This window comes from Vagococcus sp. WN89Y, assembly GCF_052220145.1.
Lineage (GTDB): Bacteria > Pseudomonadota > Gammaproteobacteria > Enterobacterales > Enterobacteriaceae > Kosakonia.
The window spans coordinates 1-21,442 of sequence record NZ_JBQPOM010000014.1 but is presented as its reverse complement, the minus strand read 5'-3'; the positions used below and the strand labels follow the sequence as shown (position 1 = coordinate 21,442).

General features: G+C 56.4%; 17 protein-coding genes. 7 read left to right on the top strand and 10 right to left on the bottom strand.

What is annotated here, in order from left to right; all coding sequences use genetic code 11:
• The first annotated feature begins 188 nt into the window (after positions 1-188).
• From ACTU3N_RS04090 to ACTU3N_RS04070, 5 genes are all read left to right on the top strand, one after another.
• On the top strand, positions 189-1,559 hold the full coding sequence (locus ACTU3N_RS04090; RefSeq protein WP_443084862.1) for a pyridoxal-phosphate dependent enzyme: 1,371 nt from the start codon (positions 189-191) through the stop codon (positions 1,557-1,559).
• A 10-nt stretch (positions 1,560-1,569) separates the two neighbouring features.
• On the top strand, positions 1,570-2,712 hold the full coding sequence (locus ACTU3N_RS04085; RefSeq protein ID WP_443084861.1) for a trans-sulfuration enzyme family protein: 1,143 nt from the start codon (positions 1,570-1,572) through the stop codon (positions 2,710-2,712).
• 187 nt (positions 2,713-2,899) lie between these two features.
• Positions 2,900-5,032 (top strand): TonB-dependent receptor, encoded by a 2,133-nt coding sequence (locus tag ACTU3N_RS04080; protein WP_443084860.1) that lies wholly within the window; start codon positions 2,900-2,902, stop codon positions 5,030-5,032.
• Between the two features lie 9 nt (positions 5,033-5,041).
• Positions 5,042-6,046, top strand: coding sequence for an ABC transporter substrate-binding protein (locus tag ACTU3N_RS04075; protein ID WP_443084859.1), 1,005 nt, complete (start codon positions 5,042-5,044; stop codon positions 6,044-6,046).
• A gap of 238 nt (positions 6,047-6,284) precedes the next feature.
• Complete coding sequence (locus ACTU3N_RS04070; RefSeq protein ID WP_443085098.1) at positions 6,285-6,884, top strand: nitroreductase family protein; 600 nt, start codon at positions 6,285-6,287, stop codon at positions 6,882-6,884.
• Between the two features lie 36 nt (positions 6,885-6,920).
• On the opposite strand, the gene ACTU3N_RS04065 is transcribed toward ACTU3N_RS04070, so the two are convergent.
• Both ACTU3N_RS04065 and ACTU3N_RS04060 read right to left on the bottom strand, forming a co-directional pair.
• Complete coding sequence (locus tag ACTU3N_RS04065) at positions 6,921-8,042, bottom strand: ribosomal protein uL16 3-hydroxylase (protein ID WP_443084858.1); 1,122 nt, start codon at positions 8,040-8,042, stop codon at positions 6,921-6,923.
• Positions 8,043-8,113: 71 nt separating this feature from the next.
• Positions 8,114-9,028 (bottom strand): LysR family transcriptional regulator, encoded by a 915-nt coding sequence (locus ACTU3N_RS04060; RefSeq protein ID WP_443084856.1) that lies wholly within the window; start codon positions 9,026-9,028, stop codon positions 8,114-8,116.
• A gap of 101 nt (positions 9,029-9,129) precedes the next feature.
• Between ACTU3N_RS04060 and ACTU3N_RS04055 the strand changes: the two genes are divergently transcribed.
• Positions 9,130-10,197: an SDR family oxidoreductase gene (locus ACTU3N_RS04055; RefSeq protein WP_443084855.1), complete on the top strand. Its 1,068-nt coding sequence runs from the start codon at positions 9,130-9,132 to the stop codon at positions 10,195-10,197.
• 3 nt (positions 10,198-10,200) lie between these two features.
• On the opposite strand, the gene ACTU3N_RS04050 is transcribed toward ACTU3N_RS04055, so the two are convergent.
• Positions 10,201-10,773, bottom strand: coding sequence for a CGNR zinc finger domain-containing protein (locus ACTU3N_RS04050; protein ID WP_443084854.1), 573 nt, complete (start codon positions 10,771-10,773; stop codon positions 10,201-10,203).
• Between the two features lie 138 nt (positions 10,774-10,911).
• On the opposite strand from ACTU3N_RS04050, the gene ACTU3N_RS04045 reads away from it, so the two are divergent.
• On the top strand, positions 10,912-11,781 hold the full coding sequence (locus tag ACTU3N_RS04045; RefSeq protein ID WP_443084853.1) for an alpha/beta fold hydrolase: 870 nt from the start codon (positions 10,912-10,914) through the stop codon (positions 11,779-11,781).
• Positions 11,782-11,814: 33 nt separating this feature from the next.
• Here the strand turns inward: ACTU3N_RS04045 and ACTU3N_RS04040 are convergent, their stop codons facing one another.
• From ACTU3N_RS04040 to ACTU3N_RS04010, 7 genes are all read right to left on the bottom strand, one after another.
• Positions 11,815-12,576: a class I SAM-dependent methyltransferase gene (locus tag ACTU3N_RS04040; protein ID WP_443084852.1), complete on the bottom strand. Its 762-nt coding sequence runs from the start codon at positions 12,574-12,576 to the stop codon at positions 11,815-11,817.
• 185 nt (positions 12,577-12,761) lie between these two features.
• Positions 12,762-12,950: a cold shock small protein YmcF gene (ymcF, locus tag ACTU3N_RS04035; protein ID WP_443085097.1), complete on the bottom strand. Its 189-nt coding sequence runs from the start codon at positions 12,948-12,950 to the stop codon at positions 12,762-12,764.
• Positions 12,951-12,959: 9 nt separating this feature from the next.
• A complete protein-coding gene (cspE, locus tag ACTU3N_RS04030; RefSeq protein WP_443084851.1) occupies positions 12,960-13,172 on the bottom strand; it encodes a transcription antiterminator/RNA stability regulator CspE in 213 nt (70 codons plus the stop codon).
• A gap of 292 nt (positions 13,173-13,464) precedes the next feature.
• Positions 13,465-14,829, bottom strand: a complete 1,365-nt coding sequence (locus tag ACTU3N_RS04025; RefSeq protein WP_443084850.1) for an HlyD family type I secretion periplasmic adaptor subunit — start codon at positions 14,827-14,829, stop codon at positions 13,465-13,467.
• On the bottom strand, positions 14,816-16,999 hold the full coding sequence (locus tag ACTU3N_RS04020) for a type I secretion system permease/ATPase (protein WP_443084849.1): 2,184 nt from the start codon (positions 16,997-16,999) through the stop codon (positions 14,816-14,818). Before ACTU3N_RS04020 ends, ACTU3N_RS04025 begins: the two co-directional genes overlap by 14 nt.
• 90 nt (positions 17,000-17,089) lie before the next feature.
• Positions 17,090-18,442 carry a TolC family outer membrane protein gene (locus tag ACTU3N_RS04015; protein ID WP_443084848.1) on the bottom strand — a complete coding sequence of 451 codons (1,353 nt, stop codon included), beginning with the start codon at positions 18,440-18,442 and terminating at the stop codon, positions 17,090-17,092.
• 79 nt (positions 18,443-18,521) lie between these two features.
• Positions 18,522-21,442: hypothetical protein (locus tag ACTU3N_RS04010; protein ID WP_443084847.1), on the bottom strand; the 2,921-nt coding region annotated here is incomplete at its 5' end.

Genomic DNA, 21,442 nt, shown 5'->3' with positions numbered 1-21,442 from the left:
TGAAAACAGAGGCAAAAAGTCACTCTTTAGCTATCAATCCATCCGGACGACTAAATGGCTTGCCATCCTGATAGCCAAACAGAGCTTTATATTCCCACCGGTTCTAAAGACCAATGAAACATTCTTTAAAACCTCACTATCACAGTCCTATCATCCATTCATCGCATCTATTCATGGGTGATCGCTATATGTCTGTTTTTCATTCTGTTACCGGATTAATTGGTCATACACCGTTGCTGCAATTACATAAGCTCGAAAGCGGAAACTGTGAATTATTCCTTAAGCTGGAGAATCAAAATCCCGGCGGTTCGATAAAAGACCGGGTAGCGCTCTCGATGATCACTGAAGCCGAGCGGCAAGGCTTGCTTGCCCCTGGCGGGACTATTATTGAAGCCACCGCCGGGAACACCGGTTTAGGGCTGGCGCTAATTGCGGCGCAAAAAGGCTATTCGCTGATACTGGTAGTGCCGGACAAAATGAGCCGCGAGAAGATTTATCATCTGCGGGCGCTCGGTGCCAAAGTGGTACTGACCCGCTCCGACGTGAATAAAGGCCACCCGGCGTATTATCAGGATGTCGCCCGCCGCCTGGCACAGGAAACACCCGGCGCGTTTTATATTGACCAGTTTAATAACGAAGCGAATCCGCTGGCGCACGCGACCACCACCGCGCCGGAACTTTTTGCCCAGCTGGACGGCAAAATTGATGCCATTGTGCTGGGCGTCGGCTCCGGCGGCACGCTCGGCGGGCTTCAGGCCTGGTTTGCCGAACACTCCCCCGACACCGAATTTGTGCTCGCCGATCCCGCCGGTTCAATCCTCGCTGACTGGGTAGAGAAGCGCGATGTCGGAGAACCTGGGTCCTGGCTGGTTGAGGGGATCGGTGAAGATTTTGTGCCGCCGCTGGCGCAGATAGACGGCGTACACAAGGCGTTTCGCGTAACCGATAAAGAAGCCTTCGCCGCTGCTCGTCTGCTTTTGCAAAAAGAGGGCGTGCTGGCAGGTTCTTCTACCGGCACGTTATTGAGCGCGGCGCTGCGCTATTGCCAGGCGCAAACCACGCCAAAACGGGTGGTGACATTCGCCTGCGATAGCGGCAACAAATACCTGTCAAAAATGTTCAACGATGACTGGCTGCGCCAGCAAGGACTGCTCAGCAGCCCGACGCAGAGCGATCTGACGGATTTTATCGCCCTGCGCCATGATGAAGGGGCGACGGTGACTGCCGCACCGGACGACAGCCTCGCCGCCGTGCTGGCGCGGATGCGTCTGTATGACATCTCACAGCTTCCGGTGCTGGAAAACGGTCAACTGGTCGGGATTGTCGATGAGTGGGATTTGATAAGCCATGTGCAGGGAGACAGCCAGCGCTTTGCGCTACCGGTGAAAGAAGCGATGACCCGTAACGTTGAAACCCTCGACAAACATGCGCCCGAAAGCGCCCTGCGCGATATTTTCGATCGCGGGCTGGTGGCGGTTATCGCTGACAAGGGCCAGTTTATCGGCCTCATTACCCGCAGCGATGTGCTCACCACCTGGCGTAACCGTCTTGAACAATAAGGAATATACGATGACCACTCTTGCCACCCGCAGCGTCCACAGCGGCGTCTTTAACGATCAGCACGGCGCGGTCATGCCGCCGATTTACGCCACCTCAACCTTTGCCCAACCCGCGCCGGGGCAGCATACCGGCTATGAATATTCCCGCAGCGGCAACCCGACGCGCCACGCGCTGGAAACCGCTATCGCCGAACTGGAAGGGGGCACACAAGGCTATGCATTCGCGTCCGGCCTCGCCAGTATTGCCACCGTGCTGGAGCTGCTCGATAAGGACAGCCACCTGGTTGCCATTGATGACGTGTATGGCGGCACTTATCGGCTGATTGAAAACGTACGCCGTCGCAGCACCGGGTTGCAGGTAAGCTGGGTAAAACCGGACGACCTGGCGGGGCTGGAAGCCGCTATTCGCCCGGACACCAGGATGATTTGGGTGGAAACCCCCACCAACCCGCTATTAAAGCTGGCAGATTTAGCGGCCATTGCCGCCATCGCCAAACGCCACAATGTGCTGAGCGTGGCGGATAACACCTTCGCCTCGCCGGTGATTCATCGCCCGCTGGAGTTCGGTTTTGATATCGTGGTGCATTCAGCCACAAAATACCTCAACGGCCACTCGGATGTGGTCGCCGGGCTGGCGGTGGTCGGTGATAACCCGCCGCTTGCGGAAAAACTGGCGTATCTGCAAAACGCCGTGGGCGGGGTGCTCGATCCCTTCAGCAGCTTCCTGACCTTACGCGGCATTCGCACCCTTAGCCTGCGCGTTGAGCGCCACAGCAGCAATGCGCTGGCGCTGGCCCGCTGGCTTGAGCAACAACCGCAGGTGGAAAAGGTGTGGTTCCCGTGGCTGGAGTCGCACCCGCACTATGCGCTGGCGCGCAAACAGATGGCGCTGCCGGGCGGGATGATCTCTGTGGTCATTAAAGGCAGCGATTCCCGCGCCGCAGAGATAATCAATAAATTGAAACTGTTTACGCTGGCGGAAAGCCTCGGCGGCGTCGAGAGCCTGGTAAGCCAGCCGTTTAGCATGACGCACGCCTCCATTCCGCTGGAGCAGCGCCTGGCAAACGGCATCACGCCGCAGCTCATTCGCCTGTCTGTTGGTATCGAAGATGAAAACGATCTGATTGCCGACTGGCAGCAGGCGCTGGCCTAACCTCTCCCACGGGCGCGCCCTGCGCCCGCTTGCCAACGTTTTGATTAACAGCACAAATAGCCATGCGCTATATATTGATATATATAGCGATACTGTGTTTGTATTGCCCGTAAAAATAATAACTGTCCCCTGCCAGGATGGCGGCTTTACAAGTCCGTCTCTTTTTCACTGACGACGAAACACCTCAATGTTATTTACAGATAAAAATCGTTCTCCCCTGACGCTGGGGATGCTCTCTTTTTGTTCTTTACTGGCCGCGACGCAGGCAATGGCCGAAGAAACCGTGGTGGTCACCGCAACACCGCAGGCTCCCTCGCTGGATAAGGACTCCCCCGCCGCAGAGAAACAGGCGACCGTGGGTAATCTCGGTAAACGCCGGGTGCTGGACACCCCCGTGTCCATGCAGACCGTATCCAGCGCGCTTATCACCCACCAGCAACTGAGCAGCGTGAAAGATGTCTACCGTTATCTGCCATCGGTGCAGGGCGACGGCGCACGCCCGCAAACCCGCGGCATGCAGGGTAGCGTGGTGCAAAACCATTTAATTGATGGGATGAATGCTGTCTCAACGACCGAGTACCCGGCGGATCAGTTCGAACGCATTGATGTGCTTGATGGACTGGCGGGTTCATTGTACGGCCCCGCTAACCCGGCAGGCATGTTTAACCTGCTCTCCAAACGACCGACCGATGTTCCGTTGCACCGTCTCACCGTCGGTGCCGGCACCGGCAGCGGAGCGCTCACGTCATTAGATTTTAGCGGCCCGCTGGACAACAACGACCGGGTGAAATACCGGCTCAATCTGCTCAATGAAGAGGGGCGCGGCTACACTCACGGCAGCCGTAACCGCCGCCAGTACGCAGGCTTAGGGCTGGATTTTCAGCTCACTGACCACACGGTACTGGAGAGCAATTTCAGCTATTACCAATACTATGAGAAAGGGCTACCGGGCACTTTCGCGCTGGCGAAAGGCACGCATTTCCCTGCCGCCGTCGATCCGACGAACCGTAAATACGGCCAGTCTTACGCCGGGCATAACGATAAAACCACCACCGCCAGCCTGCATGTGAAGCATGATTTTGACGGTAACTGGCTGCTTGACGTGGGCGTACTACGCCAGATTGCCGATCGCGAATCCACCGCTGTCACCAATACGCTGACCGATAATCTGGGGGATTACACCACCACCTCCTCCAGCGCGACCGCCAGCCGTTTTACCATCAACAGTTATCTGGCAAATCTGACCGGCCATATGGATACCGGCTGGCTGGGCCATGACGTCGCGGTGGGAATGCGCGGGTTTGTCTGGAAAAACTACAACCCGGCACAAGGCGGCACGCAAACGCTCGGCTCAGCCTCGCTGGATAACCCGCGCGTGTTTGCCAAACCCGACTACCCGGACTTCACCCGCCGTTACCACTCTGCCAGCGCCACCCAGCATGCGTTTTTGCTCAGCGATACGCTGACCTTTACTCCACAGTGGAGCCTGTTACTTTCTGGCAGTGAAAACTTGCTGAGTGTTGCCAATTACAACAAAGCCGGAAAGCAGAGCAGCAGTGCCAGCCAGAGCGGTGCCAGTGGTTCGGCAAGCTTGATGTATAAACCGCAGGAGAACATCACGCTTTACACCAGCTGGGCCGATAGCCTGCAACAGGGCGATACCGCGCCAGGCGGCGCCAGCAACGCCGGGCAGATCCTCTCTCCCTATCGCAGCAAGCAGATAGAAATCGGCGCGAAATACGCCCCGATGCAAGATTTGCTTCTGACAGCGGCGCTGTTCGAAGCAAAACGCCCCTTCGCCTGGACGCGCGACAGCGGCGAGTTCGCCGAAGGCGGTACGCAGAAAAACCGTGGTCTGGAGCTGATGGTGGATGGCCGTGCCACGCCCAATCTGCGTCTGCTTGGCGGCGCGATGTGGCTGGACCCTCGTTTGCATGGCACAGCCAGCAGTAGCACGGAAGATAAACAGATAGTCGGCCTGCCGCGCTTTACCACCAGCCTGCTCGCTATTTACACCCTTCGCCAGCTACCGGGCCTGGATGTGGACGCAGGCGTGCGCTACACCGGACGGCGCGCGACGGATAACAGTAATGACAGCTGGGTTAGCGGCTACACCACCTTCGATGCGGGCAGCAGCTACCGTACCCGCTTATTCAGCACTGATACCACCTTTCGCCTGAGCGTGACGAACTTGACCAATCGCCACTACTGGACCAACATTGTGCCCGGCGCGCTTAACGGCTATACCGGCGCGGGCAATGCCAGCGCGCAGCCCGGTGCGCCGCGTGAAGCCCGCCTCTCAATGCAGGTGGATTTTTAAGGAGACTGCATGAAAGCTCGTTGGCTGTTGCTGTGTGCGGTTTGCGCTTTCCCGGCGCTGGCTTCCCGCCAGGTTGTTGATGACGCCGGTCACAGCGTCGCGGTGCCGGAACAGGTTTCGCGCATTGCCGATGCCTGGTTTGCTCATCATTCGGTGCTGATGACACTCGGCGCAGGCAGCAAAATCGTCGCTACCGTGAATCATCCCGCCGACAGGCCGTGGATGTTTAAAATCAATCCGGCCCTTAACAAGGCGCTGCAAGTCAAAGGCATCGCTTTTAACCCGGAGGCGTTGCTGGTACGCCAGGCTGATGTGGTGTTCGTCGCCCGCGGCAACCCGGATGTCGCGGCGTATCGCCAGGCCAACCTGCCGGTACTGGAGATGGCTTTTACCGATTACCCGTCGCTGGAGCGCTCCGTGCGCACCACGGCGGAGGTCTTAGGCACCACGCAGGCACGCAAACGCGCAGAGCTTTATAACCGCTACCTGGAAGACAGCGTGGCATCGGTGCTGGCGAAAACCGTTTCGCTCAGCGATACGCAGCGCCCCTCCGTGCTGCATATCCAGTCGCTAAATCCGTTGAAAGTCGATGGCAGCGACACGCTGATCGATACCTGGATTACCCTTGCCGGGGGACGAAACGCGGCGCAAAGCATCAGGGGCAATATGAAAGAGGTGTCGCCCGAAAGGGTGCTCGCCTGGCAGCCGGATGTGATTATCCTGGGCCAGGGGTGTGGCGATATCAGCGCCTCGCATTACGCGGCGCTCTTTTCCGGGCTGAAAGCGGTAAAGGAAAAGAGAACCTGGCCGAACCCGGCCGGGGTGTTTCCCTGGGATCGCTACGGAACCGAGAGCGCGCTACAGCTTTTGTGGGCCGCGCATCAGCTGCATCCGGCGCTGTTTGCCGACACGGATATGGTCAGCATTACCCGCGATTTTTACCGCCGCTTCTTCGACTATCCGTTAACGCACGATGAAGCGCTGCGCATCCTGCACGGCCAGCCTCCGGCGTAAAAAAAACTTACCGCCCGACGTGAGGGCGGTAAATACCCCTGTTTAGTTCATTTATTTGCATGATGGATAAACCCCGGCGCATGTTCTGATCACCGGATCAATGCCTGGAACAGGAACAGCTATCATGGATCCGTTTTTGCAAATTCTGAACTCTGCTATTGCCCGCACCGGTAACGCGCCGCAGGCGGCGACACCGCCCCCCGTAGTGCCTGAACCGGTGCCGCTTGCCCCTGGTAGCATGCCGGACGATTTTCTCGCGCTCGCCAAAGCGCGCCGCACTATTTATACGCTGGGTAAGGCGCTGCCGATCGATGAAGAGAAGGTTGTGGAGATAATTAAAGAAGCGATCCGCCAGGCGCCGTCGGCGTTTAACTCGCAAAGCTCGCGGGCGCTAATCCTGCTTGGCAAAGAGCACGAAAGGTTCTGGCAACTGGTGCGGGAACAGTTGCGCAACGTGATCCCGGCAGAAAGTTTCCATGCAACGTCCGATAAGCTCGACGGGTTTAGCGCGGCGGCAGGATCGGTACTGTTTTTTGAAGATCAGGCGGTGGTGACCGCGCTGCAAAAACAGTACATCGCCTGGGCGGATAATTTCCCGTTGTGGTCAGAACAGAGCAGTGGTATCGCGCAGTATGCGGTGTGGCTCGCGCTGGCGGAAAAGCAGATTGGCGCGAATTTACAGCACTATAATCCGCTGATAGATAACGCCGTGCGGGCGGCGTGGGCGATCCCTGAAAGCTGGAAACTGCGCGCAGAAATGAACTTCGGCAACATCGTCGCCCCCGCTGATGCGAAAACGTTTATTGACGACGACAAACGGTTTATCGTCGCCCGTTAAATCCAGGCCGGTAGCGTTAGCGCCACCGGCGCAGGATCACTCGTCGAAGTACCAGTAGCCCTGGTTTACCAGCGCGGTCAGTTCCCCGGCAAACGCCGGGTTATCCAGCGCGCTGCCCAGTTCCTGCTGACCAATAACCGTGTAGCGGCACAGCGCATCGGCAGCCTGTGCATCGACCGTCTCCAGGCATTCGCTATTAATAAAGAAGCGATCGCCCACGCGCAACACGCGCAGCCCGCTAAGGCGCGTCAGCACCTGCCCCTCTTTGAGCGCATCGACAATCTCTTGCGCCGTGTAATCATCTGCTTCCGGCGCGATATCCAGCTCATGGCGCGGCGTGGTAATAAAGCTGCCAAACCACTTTTCAAAGTGCTCGGGGTCATTGATCATCGAAATCATCATCCCGCGCAGGCGCTCCAGCTCATACGCTTCCACGCGCCCCGTATGCTCGCGGCAGGTTAAGTCCGGATCGCTGTAGTGCTCGCCGCCAAGATCGTTTTCCAGCGCATAATCGGCAAAGCTGCTTATCAGATCGCGCCCGTTCGGCCCACGAAAACCGATGGAGTAGTTCATCGCTGTCTCATGGGTAAAGCCGTCGTGCGGGAAACCGGGCGGAATATACAGGATATCGCCCGGTTCCAGATCTTCATCAATAATTGGTGTAAAAGGATCGACGTGCAGCAGCGCCGGGTGCGGGCAGAACTGGCGCATCGGCAGCTTGTCTCCCACGCGCCAGCGGCGGCTGCCCATGCCCTGAATAATAAACACATCATATTGATCGATATGCGGCCCGACACCGCCGCCGGGCACGGAGAAAGAGATCATCAAATCGTCAAAACGCCACTGCGGCAGCACCTGGAACGGCTTAACCAGCTCAGCGGCGGGCGCATGCCAGTGGTTCACCGCCTGGGCCAGCAGCGACCAGTTGGTTTCCCCCAGATTATCGAACTGCTCGAAAGGCCCGTTCCATGCCTGCCACTGACCATTGACATGGCTGACAATACGGCTGTCCACCTCCGGCTCCATCGCCAGCCCCGCCAGCTCATCGGGCGTGATGGGATCGACGAAGTCCACAAAGGCATGTTTTAAAACCACAGGTTGTTTTTGCCAGTACTTTTCTAAAAATTCCGGCCAGTTAAGGTTAAGTTGGTAAGCCATAGGTCCACACCAGTGAAAAGGGAAACGCGGGAATTATAAAGAGACTCCCCTCCCGCTCGCCTTGTCATTGGTCAAGATGCCGGTGGTGAAATTACCAGATGTGCGAGTGCGGCCAGCAGCGCATCCACTTTTGGCAGCAGTTGTTTGCGCCGTGGCCACACCAGCGACAGCGCCAGGCCGTCCGGCTGCTGATGCGGCAGAATTATCTCAAGTTCCCCGCGCTGCAAAGGGCCGTGGATCAGCCAGGTTGGCATCTGCGCCACGCCAAGCCCGCCGCAAACCGCCTGCACCTGGGCATCCACATCGCCCAGCGCCATCCGCCAGGGAACGGCACGCCAGTCCGGGTGGCCGTCGTTAGTTGTAAAAAGCCAGGGCTTGGCGCTGCCATCCACGCGTTCATAAAGGAGCGCCCGGTGCGTTAACAGTTGCGCTTCGGTTTGCGGCGTCCCGTGGCGTCGCAGGTAATCTGGCGAGGCACAAAACACCATCTTTTCGCGACCCAACTGGCGGCTGCCCAGCGAAGCCGGAAGTTCAGTGTTGCTGCCAATGCGTACGGCCACATCAATGCCCTCCTCAAACAGATCAACAAATCGGTCCGAGAACGTCAGGCTCAGTTCAATCTCCGGGTGCTGCTGGCAAAAAGGGATCAGCAGCGGCATCACGCCCAGCCGACCGTAAGTGGTGGGAACCGCCAGCCGCAACCGCCCGGAGGGAATGGTGCGATGAGCAGCCAGCACCGATTCGGCTTCGGCAAGCTCTTCAAGGATACGAATACAGGTCTGGTAATACGCATGCCCGGCATCGGTCAGCTCAAGGCGGCGCGTGGTGCGCTCCAGCAGGCGCGACCCAAGTCGCGCTTCCAGGCGGGTGATGCTTTTACTGACCGCCGAGCCGGTCAGATGCAGGCGCTCTGCCGCGCGGGTAAAGCTGCCCTCTTCGACGCAGGCAACAAACGGGACGATATCTTTCAGGCGGCGATCGCTCATCGTATTAGTGAATTCTGTTCAATAAAGTCGTGAATTAATACCAGAGATAAGAATGAAATTCTCTATTAGTCTTGTAGAACACGCATTGATGAGGAATTTTTATGCAAAAGAAAGCACTGATTGTCGGTATTAGCGGCGTTATTGGCCGCGCGTTAGCCGAACAGCTAAGCAAAGAAGGCTGGCAAGTTTATGGTCTATCACGCGGGCGCGGCGAAGTACCTTCGGGCTGCATCAGCCTGACGGCGGATCTGACCGATGCGCCAACGGTAAGCGCGGCGCTACAAGGCCTCACGCCGGATGCGGTGTTCTTTAGCGTCTGGGCGCGCCAGGAAAATGAACAAGCGAACATTCGTGTGAATAGCGCGATGGTGAAAAACGTTATCGACGCGCTGGGCGAGCGGCTTTCCGGGGCGCATGTCGCGCTGGTTACCGGTATGAAACACTACCTCGGCCCGTTTGAAGCCTACGGCAAAGGCAAGGTTCCGGTGACGCCGTTTCGCGAAGAACAAGGCCGCCAGCCGGTCGAGAACTTCTATTATGCCCAGGAAGATGAACTCTTCGCCGGGGCGAAAAAATATGGCTACCGCTGGAGCGTGCATCGCCCGCACAGCATTATTGGCTACGCGCTCGGCAATGCGATGAATATGGGGCTGACGCTGGCGGTCTATGCCACGCTGTGCCGGGAAAAAGGCTGGCCGTTTATCTTCCCGGGCTCCCCTGAGCAGTGGAACGGTGTTTCGGATGTCACCGACGCCGGGCTTTTAGCCGAGCAGCTAAGCTGGGCGGCACAAAGCGCGCAGGCGGCAAACGAAGATTTCAATACCGTCAACGGCGACGTCTTTCGCTGGAACTGGCTGTGGCCACGGCTGGCGGCGTACTTTGGCATCGAAGCGGCGGCATATCCGCAGCACATGATGCCGCTGGAAGGGCGTATGCAGGAGGCACAGGCAGCCTGGAGCGAGATCGCGCAACAATATCAGCTGCGCGAAGCAGACATCAGCAAGCTGGCCTCCTGGTGGCACACCGATGCGGATCTTGGCCGCCCGATGGAAGCCTTTGCCGATATGAGCAAGAGCCGCAAAGCAGGCTTTAGCGGTTATCGCAGCACGCTGGATGCCTTCACCCGGCTGTTCGATCGCCTGAAACAGGAAAAGGTCATCCCTGAGTAACGCTTAGCGCTGCTCTGCCTGTTTGTTCTGGCGAAAACGCGCGACTTTCGCCCGGTTGCCGCACAGCGCCATGCTGCACCAGCGTCGGCGATGTGCTTTGGTTTTATCATAAAACCACAACGTGCACTCCGGGTGCTCACACTGGCGGATATACGCAAACTGCCCGTGCGCCAGTAATTCAGCAGCCTGCTCGGCGATAACGCCCAGCGGGTTGTGCGGGAACAGGCGCTGCACCTGTACCGTGCCGCTCTCATCCGCGCTGAGTTGCAGGTGGCTCTGCGCGGTGGCAAGGAAATCGTTCAGCGTATCCAACGTCAGAGGATGGCCGTTTTTCCTTGCCTCGATGAGCTGGCGAATAGCCTCGCGCAACGCCCGCGCTTGCGCCAGTAGTGCGCCTGGCTTATCGGGCGCAGCCTGCACCCCGGCTTGCTGCAACCAGTCGCGCACATCGTCATCCGACTGCAAAAAGTCATACTGGCCCTTTTCGGACATCGCCAGCGTATTGATAAAATCCAGCGCCATATTTTCTGCGATAAACCACGGCCCCTCAGGCCGCGCCGGTGTTGATTGTGCCATTCTCTCCCCTTGCTGTTTTTTCTTTCTTTGCATTGTAACCGATAAAAAGCATTTTACACAGTTACAATGTTCAACCATACTCACCTCTGCCGTAACCATTTAAACGCACTTTAACCGGTTTCAAAATGAGGTATCACTATGGCTGACACATCGCAGTTTCCTGTACGCTACCGTTTTGCCGAGGCCGACGGTGTCCGTGTTTTCTACCGTGAAGCAGGCGATCCGCAAAAACCCGTGCTCCTGCTGCTGCACGGGTTTCCCAGCTCGTCGCATCAATTTCGCGCGCTGATCCCACACCTGGCGGAGAGTTTCCATCTGATAGCCCCTGACCTGCCGGGGTTTGGTTTCACCGACGTGCCTGACGAGCGGCGCTATGTTTACAGCTTCGACGCCCTGGCACAGACGCTGGCGGCGTTTGTCGATGCGCTCGAACTCACGCGTTATGCCATGTATGTGTTCGATTACGGCGCGCCGACGGGTCTGCGCCTGGCGCTGCGTTACCCGGAGCGGGTGAGCGGGTTTGTGTCGCAAAACGGTAACGCTTATCTGGAAGGTCTTGGGGATGCCTGGGCGCCGGTGCGCGCTTACTGGGACAACCCAACGCAGGAAAACCGCCAGCGCCTGGCAGATGCGATGCTGAATCTGGAGGGCACCCGCTGGCAGTATCTGCACGGGGTCAAAGAGCCGGAAACCGTCGCGCCGGAGGGGTATTATCTCGATACGCTGCTGATGGAGCGTCCCGGCAACAAAGATATCCAGCTCGATCTGTTTCTCGATTACGCCAACAACCTGAAACGCTACCCGGAATTTCAGCACTTTTTCCGCACCGTGCAGCCGCCCGCGCTCATTATCTGGGGCGAGCACGATCCGTTTTTTATCCCGCCTGGCGCGCACGCCTATAAGCGCGACAACCCTAATGCGGTGGTTGAGCTACTCGATACCGGGCATTTTGCACTGGAGACACATGCGCCCTGGATAGCAAAGCGTATTAAAGAGGTGTTAGGTTGAGGTTTTGTGCGCCCTGCACGGGCGCACTGTGTTTCAGGCCCGAAGCTCAAACATGATGGTGTCGGAGGTAAACGAGCCGTCTTCACAGAGTGCGAAGTGCTGTTTGACTTCGTGGGAGCTGTTTTCCTGTAAGTAACGGATGGCCGAACGGAGCAGCTCCGGCGTTTTCATGCGCTCAACCCATGAGTTGTACTCCAGCACCAGCCGGTCGGTAAGCAGCTTTTGCACGCTCATCCCGCTCTGCTGCGCCATCTGTAACCACTCGGCCGGAGAGTAGTTGCGCACATGCGACGGGTCACGCAGCACTTCGATGGTTTGCAAAAAAATATCCAGCACCGGGCGACCGGGCGAAGTGATATCCATCAGGATAAATTTCCCGCCCGGTTTCAGCACACGCTTCACTTCACGCATCGCCTGCGGCACATCGTGCCAGTGGTGCGCGGAATAGCGGCTGATAACCACCTCAAATGTGTTCTTATCGAAGGGCAATTCTTCCGCCGCGCCGTGGACGGTGCTGAGATGGGAAAGCTTGCGTTCTGCGGCGGCTTCACGCACCACATTAAGCATCTTTTCCGACAAATCATAAGCCACGACCTCCCGGCACGCCGCCGCTGCAACAAAGCTCGCATGCCCGGCGCCACAGCCTAAATCCAGGACAGAAGCATCAGCATCATCACTTAGCCATTGCGCCAGCATGAGCAAGTCATTCCCCTGGGCATGCACCTGGCTTGTAAGGTAAGCCTGTGCCTGGTCGCCAAACTGCTGCCTTGTTAATGCATGGTGATCGACTGCCATCGTGTTTTCCTTCTTGAGTGTGATGAAAACGCTCCTGCAAAAGACTATATGTCGCGCATTAGAGTGCTGCAAGATCAAACAAAACGGTGTTTTTTTGGCTAAGCGGTATTTATGAAAGCAGGAAAGATAGAGCGGGAGGGGAAAATAAGGCAAAAAAAAACAGGCCATAAAAATGGCCTGTTTTTTTACTTGCGAAAATCCAGTGGGGTTTGCCCGGACTGAATAAAAGCGGCGAAATTATTAAATATACTCATTGCAGATTTGCAGAAAATACATTTAGCGCCTGCTGGATTTTTTTCAGTCATATCATAACTGGAAATTCTATATTGCGACCCGTCACAGCACGGGCAGCGAAAATGCGTGCGATTAGTAATAGCTAATCCTTAGCGCGGTACGACGTTGGCCGCAGCCGGGCCTTTAGGGCCGTTCTCGATGGAGAACTCAACTTCCTGATTTTCGTCAAGAGTACGGTAGTTATCGCTCTGGATAGCAGAGAAGTGTACGAACACATCTTTGCCGCCATCTTTAGGCGTGATAAAACCAAAGCCTTTCTCAGCGTTGAACCATTTTACGATACCAGTCATTTTAGTAGACATGTTTTCTTACCTTGTATTTCGTGAGCCATTTTGGCAATTAATGGTCTGAGACATTATTTCTTTCAGAGTGTAAAGCGATGACCCAAACACGAAGTAGCAAGGAGGTACTTAGATATGAGAAAAACTTTAGTGAACTACTGGGGATAATGATGTTGCATCAAACCGACGAATGCATTTACTCATATTATGAATATGAAAGCAAGCGATTAAGTAAAATTATCTTCTACCGTAAAAGCCCCATCACGTGAATAAAGGGGCCTTTACGATTATAACACCTTGTTTACTCTAGACTTTACCGTTCATGCAACGCATCCTCTCTGGCACGCAGGATAGGTTTGAGCAGGTAGTGTAAAATGGTTCTGCTGCCGGTAATGATATCAACGGACGCCACCATGCCTGGAATGATAAGCAGCGGTTTTGCATCGGTGCCCAGGTGATTTCTCTCGGTACGCAGGCGAATAACATAAAAACTGTTGCCGTCTTTATCGGTCACGGTATCCGGGCTTATCTGTACCAGTTTCCCCGGCAGACCACCGTAAATCGTATAATCATAGGCTGAGAACTTCACCATCGCTTGCTGGCCGGGATGGAGAAACGCAATATCCTGCGGGCGGATTTTCGCTTCAATCAGCAGCGTATCATCGAGCGGGACAATCTCCACCATATCGCTGCCCGGCTGGATAACGCCGCCGATGGTGTTGACCATAATCTGTTGCACAATGCCCCGCACCGGCGACGTCACCATGGTGCGGTTGACCCGGTCTTCGATGGCTTTGCCAGTTGCCTGCGCTTTACTGAGATCGGTGCGCGCTTCATTAAGCTGCGTCAGGGCATCGCTACGATTGGTGTCCCGCGTCTCGCTTATCTTGCTCTCTATCTCTTTCACCGCAGCACTCGCCCCTGGAATGGCAACGGTCGTGGAATCCAGTTGCCCGCGCGTCTCCACTTCGGTGCGCCGCAGGCGTAACACTTCCACGCGTGAAATCGCCCCTTTCGCGATCAGCGGCTCAGACAAGCTAATCTCTTGCTGTAACAGCCCAAGACTTTTGCGGTATTGCTCCGCTTTGGCCTGCAAATCGATAAGCTCCTGCTTTTTCTGCACCAGTTGCTCATTCAGTCCGGCAATAGTACTGGTCAGGCGATTATTGACCGAGGCAAACAGCTCCATTTCACCTTTGGCAATATCCGGCGCTTGTTGGGTGATTTCGGGGGATAACGTCAGGGTCGTGCTGCCGTTAATTTGTGCGGTCAGGCGTTCAACACGCGCCAGCAACGCCAGGCGATCGGCATCGGTCTCGCCCGCGTTGGAACGAAAGCGGGTATCATCCAGGCGAATGAGTGGCGCGCCTGCGTTCACCACATCGCCTTCCTGCACATACACCTGCGCCACGATGCCGCCTTCGAGGTTCTGAATTTTTTGCAGACGCGCCGAAGGGATAGCCCGGCCTTCGCCGCGCGTGACTTCATCAATCTGTGAAATAGCTGACCAGAGAAACATCACGATGAAAAAGGCCAGAATCGCCCACAGCGTAATACGGATAACGCGCGGAGAGTCATCAATCACGGCCTGATTGACTTCGTTTATGGCGATCGGCGAGGATTTTCGATCGCCGAAAAGCCAGCCCATCAGGCGGCTAAGCGTATCAACGATTCGCATGGATTTGCCCCTTTTTCAGTGCGCTCATCACGCTCTCTTTCGGCCCGTCGGCGATGATTTTGCCGTTATCCAGAATGATGAGTCGCTCAACCAATGACAGCAGCGAGGCGCGGTGAGTTACCAGCAGCAAGGTTTTATTTGCCACCACCGGGCCGAGCGCTTTTTTGATCAGCTCTTCGCTGGTGTTATCCATCGAACTGGTCGGTTCATCCATTAATAAAATGGGCGGATCGAGCAGCAGCGCCCGCGCCAGCGCCACCGCCTGGCGCTGGCCGCCGGAGAGATTCATGCCGCGTTCGCCCACGCGCATGTTGTAGCCGGACGGATGGCGGCGGGCAAACTCATGCACTCCGGTGATAGTTGCCACCCGTAGCATCGTCTCTTCATCCATATAGCTGGCGCCGTAAAGCAGGTTGTCGCGCAGCGTACCGCTAAACAGGTGGATATCCTGCGGCGCGTAGCCGATGTTGTGGCGTAGTTCGTGGACATCGAGCTGGCGGGAATCGATTTCATCAATCAGGATGCTGCCTTCATCGGGCTGATAGAACCCCACCAGCAGTTTCGCCAGCGAGCTTTTGCCCGAGCCGCTGCGCCCGATGATGCCAATTTTCTCGCCGGGTTTGATGGTCAGCGAGATACCGTTGAGCGAGTTGTACTGGTTAGATGGGTAGCGGAACGTGACATCGCGGAACTCCATCGCGCCGGAGAGTTTTTCGCGCTTGAGCGGCACGTCTTCTTCGTGCACCTCCTGCTCCAGCTCCATCATCTTATCGACCGTGGCTTTGGTGGTTTTTGCCCGCTGATAACGGGTGATAAGCCCGCAAAGCTGGCCGACCGGCATCATGGCGCGGCGATGTAACAGGTAGCAGGCCACCAGCCCGCCCTGGCTGAGGTTGCCGCTGATAATCACATACACGCCGAGCACAATGATCGCCACGCCGCTCGCTTGCTGTATCCACGAGGTAAAATTGACCGCCACAAACGAGAGGGATTTCACTTTCAGCTCCAGCTTGCTGAGCTGGCTAATTATCTGCTCCCACTGATACTGACGCTCGCTCTGGGCGTTATTGACTTTGATGGCGTCAAGCCCGGTTAACGTTTCCACCAGCATCGCCTGGCGTTCGCTGGACAGACGGAACGTTTTCTGCACGCGGGACATCAGCGGCTGTTGCAGTAACCAGTTGCCAATCAGCGCCACCGGGTAAGCCACCAGCGGGATAGCCACCAGCGGGCCGCCGATAACGCCAATGACCACCAGGATCAGCAGGGTGAACGGGAAATCGATCATGCCGGTCAACGTCAGCGAGGAGAGAAAATCCCGCACCGACTGATACTCCTGGAAGTTTTGCGCGAAGCTCCCGACGCGGTTGGGTCGCAGCTTCATTTTCATCCCCAGCATTCGTTCAAATAGCGCAGCGGAGACGATAAGATCGGTCTTTTTCCCCGCCAGATCGAGGCACATGCCGCGCAATGTCTTAAGGATCAGGTCAAAAACAAACGCTATCGTGATACCAATCGCCAGCACCCAGAGCGTCGCCGTGGCCTGGTTAGGCACCACCCGGTCATACACGTTCATGACAAACAGCGGTGCGGCCAGCGCAATAATATTGATAAGCAGGCTGGCGATAATGGCATCGACATAGAGGAATTTGGAGAGTTTCAGCGTGTCCTGGAACCAGTTTTTGGTACGCGGGATCATCGCGGTCGGGTGCGTATCGTACTCATGTTCCGGCTGGAGAAAAATCGCCCTGCCGGTGTACATCTCCTCCAGCGCTTCACGCGTAAGCGTGATCTCTCCGCCTTCCGTTTCGCTGGGTAGCAGCCGCGCCTGTTGACCATCCCAGGCAATCAGTACGGCGGCCTGATCGTTTTTCAGCAATAAGATAGCCGGTAGCGAGTGGACGGAAATGCTCTCAAGCGATCGCTGGAGCGTTCTGGCTTTCAAACCCGCACGCTGGGCCGCGCGGGGGAAAATGCTGAGGATCAACGAATGATTTTTCAGCGGCAGCCCGGACGTCAGAGCATGCCGCGTCGTTATAATGTTATGTAGCGTACAGACGATCATCAGACAATCTAACAGAGGATCATCATGCGTCTGCCGCGGATCGCTTCTGAGAATGTCATCAGAAGGCGATGCAGCATTATCGTGAAAATCACTATTTTGCGTCATATTCTGACCTCTCAGGCCAGCGGCAAGCCCGCTATGGTGAAAACATTCCGCGAGAGACTGGCTGACATCCCCCGCTCCTGACCCGACCAGCTATTTCATGTCGGGTAACTCCGCGTTGGTTGTTTGCGTCTTTTCCAGTGGCAGCGCCGGGGTCGGCGGCTGAATATTCAGCGCCCGGAGTAATTTTCCGGTTCGCGCGCTGATACGATAGGAAGAGAACATTTCGGTAAATTGCAGCTCTACATAGCGCCGCTGCGAGGTGAAGACTTCGTTTTCGCTGTCAAGCATATCCAGAAGCGAACGGTCGCCAAGGCTGAACTGCTCCTGATACGCGGTGCGTACCGTTTTGCTACGCTCGGCGTAATCTTTAGCGATGGGTACCTGTTTTTCGGCGTTTTTTAACGCATTCCAGGCAAGGCGTAACTCTTCCGTTGACTGGCGGATGGCATTTCTTTTGACATCTTGCGCCTCCTGCATTTTGTACGCGTCAGAGCGTAAAGCCGCCTGATCGATGCCGCCGTTATAGAGGTTGTAACGCATCCGCACCATCGCCTGCCACTCCTGGCTATGGCCGCGCGTGCCGTCGATATTGTTATCCATGGTGCGCCCCACCTCGAGATTTACGTTTGGGTAAAAGCGTGATTTTGCCGTCTCATATTGCTGGCGAGTGGCTTCAACATCCGCTTCGGCCTGTTTTAATAACGGACTGTTTTGCAGCATCTCTTCGCGCGCAGCATCAAGCGAAGCGGGCGCCGGGAACGCTGGCGGCATAACAAGTTCATCCGCCTCTTTGCCGACCGCGCTGAAATAATTGGCCTGCGAGTCCTCAAGGTTGGTCTGCTCGGTCAGGAGGTTATTGCGCGCCTGCGCCAGGCGCGCTTCGGCCTGCTCGTAGTCAGCCTGGCGGCCAACGCCTTGCTCGGTACGCAGGCGAATCTGGTCAAAAATCCGTTCGTGGTTTTTCAGGTTTTCTTCTGCAAGCTTGACCATCTGGCGGCCGCGCAGCACATCGAGATAGATTTGAATAGCCGTCAGCGCCGTGTTTTCACTGGTGTCCATCACCGTCCATGCACGGGAATTTACCGTCGCCGTCTGGCGGGCTATTTCGCTTTGCGTCGCAAAACCGTTAAACAGATTCTGCGTGACGGTGATACTGGATTCGCTGCGATGCAAATCACGCAGATGCTGCCCTGACGCGCGCGTCGAGGAGTTATCCGTCTGCTCCCAGCCCGTGCCGGCGTTCAGATCTACAGTCGGGTAATACCCTCCCCTGGCTGCACGCAGATCCTGCTCTGCGGAAAAGCGACGATTACTGGATGAACTGACCTCCGGATGCCAGAGGATGGCGTCTTTTACCGCCTGTTCAAGCGTGGTCGCGCCCGCGTCTGCACCGAGCAGCAGCGGGAGCCAGGCTCCGTATAACAGCATGTTGCGATATAACATAATGCCTCCTGGTCCGCGTTCATGTTCCTTAATCGAGACGCATCAACGATGGTGAAGCACAAAACACCTTTGCTTTTCATCAGGAATTTGCATCGGTGTCAGGTTTAGCAATTAGGTTATCCATATCATCGTGACCGCCACCGCCGTCGCTGTCTGCGACGTTAATACCGTCTGCCGCCGGATCGATCGGCACGGCCTGGTCTGTTTGTGCCGCCTCGATCGGTGCGCTGGCCCCCTTAATAAGGCTTGCCAGATCCTGATGTTCGTCGCCATCAAGGATGATGTCGCTGAAGCTGACGGGCTGTTCCTGATTCAGGCTGAATGTGCCGTTATCGCTCGTGTCGGCTTGCGCCAGCTCCGTGCCTGCTGGCTCCGTGCTGCTATCAGGTTGCGAATCGTTATCGCCGCCGTCATGACCTTCCAGCAGATTATTCAGCGACGAGTCAGGGGCCATCGCCAGACTCTGTTCGGCGTGGGTTTGAACGCCCTCGCCGCCAAAGTCCATATAGAAATCCTGGCTGTCGATAAGCATCGGCTGGTGGCCGTTCGCGTCCGGGTTGATATCGGTTTCGCCGTGGGCCGCATCCGGAGCTAGATCATCCGTACCCAGGCTTGCTATCTCAGTCGGGGCCTCATGCGTCTCGTCGGCAGGTTGCTCTTCATTACCGGTGGTATCCGTGCCGCTGACAAATTGCCCGCCCTCTTCGCCGTTAAAGTCGAAGGTGGTGTCATGGTGTTCAGAAGCCGTGGAGTTCACCTCCAGCGAGACATCGCCTATCTCGTGCTGCCCTTGTGGCAATTCAACGGAGACCTGCCCGTCATAATGGGAGCTGTGCTCATCAAAGGTCAGGGTGTAAGAACCGCTGTCGCTGTCATACGCGACCTCGCTATATTCACCGCTAAACTCAGCCCCTTCCGGCAGGCCGTTTAAGGTCAGCGATGTCAAATGATCGCTACTGTCTGCACTTTCCAGATTGACATCAATATTGAGCGTGACCGAGTGAGTGACGTCAGTATCACCGCCGTGCGTTGCGGATGGCCCGTCGCCAAAGACAACCCCTTCGATACCATTCGCGTTACCGATCGGGTGCGAGCCATTTTCGGCATGGGTGATTTGCAGGTTATCAATAGCGTTGTATTGATGATTGCCCGGATGATCCACCCCTGTGACGTGATAATTCTCACTGTCTCCATTCACAAAGATATAGTCTTTGCCGCCCTCGCCTTCATGCACGCCCTGATTGCCGGTGATGCTGTTCACCGGCCTGAAGTCGTAATGATCGTTTGCCCAGTCGCCCTGCTGGTAGTAGCCACCGGTGTGATCGCCCACGACAAAGATGTCGGTGTGCGCATTTCCGCCCGTGGCATGGGCGTTACCGTGGCTGTCGTAGTAGTGGATCTGGCCTGGATCGCTGCTCTGCGGCACATGATCGCCCTGAATCGCGCCGTCCGGGCTGTCTGGTGTTAGCCAGATTTGCACGTTGTCGCCAATTGAAATAATGACGCCGTTTTGCACGTCGTAGCCGTTCGGATCGTCGCTGCCGCCATTGATATGCATAATGCTATTGTCAGCGGGTGAGTCGGAGCTGTTACCCGGTGTGACATCGACCAGCAGGTGTACATCAACGGCTTCGGCGCTGGTAGGGCTGACGTCGGAGATTAACGACACCAGGGCGGTATCTTCCACGTCCACGGTTGCGCCTGCTGACTCCTCAGGCGTGGCCGCCGCTTGCCCGTCATCGTGCTCAGCCTCGCCTGCAAGAACATTGTCGGCCATCAGAGACGTAAGATCGGTGGTCTCTTCCGGTGCGGCTTCGCTGCTTTCGCCGGTGTCCGATGCGCTGGCAAACTGCCCGCCTTCCTCGCCATCAAACGTAAATTCGTGATCGATTTGATCGGAAGCCGTCGAGTTGACATCCAGGGTTATCTCACCGAGCGTTTGCCCTTCCGGCAACGCAACGGTTATTTGCCCTTCATAATGGGTACTGTTTTCATCAAACGTCAGGGTGTACGAGCCGTTTTCAGGATCGTAGGTGACGCTCTCGTACTCGCCGCTAAATTGCGCGCCTTCGGGCAGGCCATCGATCGTCACAGAGTTGATATGTTCGCTGCTGTCCGGGCTTTGCAGATCGATATCCACGTCCAGCGCTACCGAATGGCTAATGTCCGTGTCGCCACCCAGCGTGGCGGACGGGCCATCGGCAAAGACGATCCCTTCGATACCGTTGGCATTTCCTATCGGGTGAGATCCATTTGCATTGTTGGTGATTTGTACATTATCAACCGAGTTGTTTTGATGATTGTCAGGATGATCGACGCCCGTCACGTTGTAATTGGCGCTGTCGCCACTCACAAAGATGTAGTCTTTGCCCGCCTCACCTTCAGGAACGCCCTGGTTGCCGGTGATATTGTTCACCGGCCTGAAGTCGTAGTGATCGTTTGACCAGTCGCCCTGCTGGTAATAACCACCGGTATGATCGCCAACAACAAAGATATCCGTGTGTTCGCCCGAACTTGCGTTGACGTTACCGTTGCTGTCGTAATAGTGGATCTGATCGGGATTGCTGCTTTCCGGTACGTGATCGCCCTGGATCGCGCCGTCCGGGCTGTCCGGCGTCAGCCAGATCTGGACATTGTCGCCGATAGAGACGATCACGCCATCCTTCACGTCGTAGCCATTCGGATCGTCGCTGCCGCCGTTGATATGCAGAACACCGCTGTCAGACGTATTTTCTGAATCACCCGCCGGCGTGACGCTCACGCTCAAATGAATATCGGCGTCGGTATCTGCGTCAGTGTCGGTGTCTGTGTCTGCATCGGCATCCGTATCTGCGTCAGCGTCTGCATCCGTGTCGGTATCTGTGTCCGTGTCCGCATCTGTGTCTGCATCCGCGTCAGCGTCGGTGTCGGCATCAGCGTCAGTATCAGTGTCTGCATCCGCATCAGCGTCCGTATCTGCATCGGTGTCGGTGTCAGTGTCGGCATCGGTATCCGTGTCTG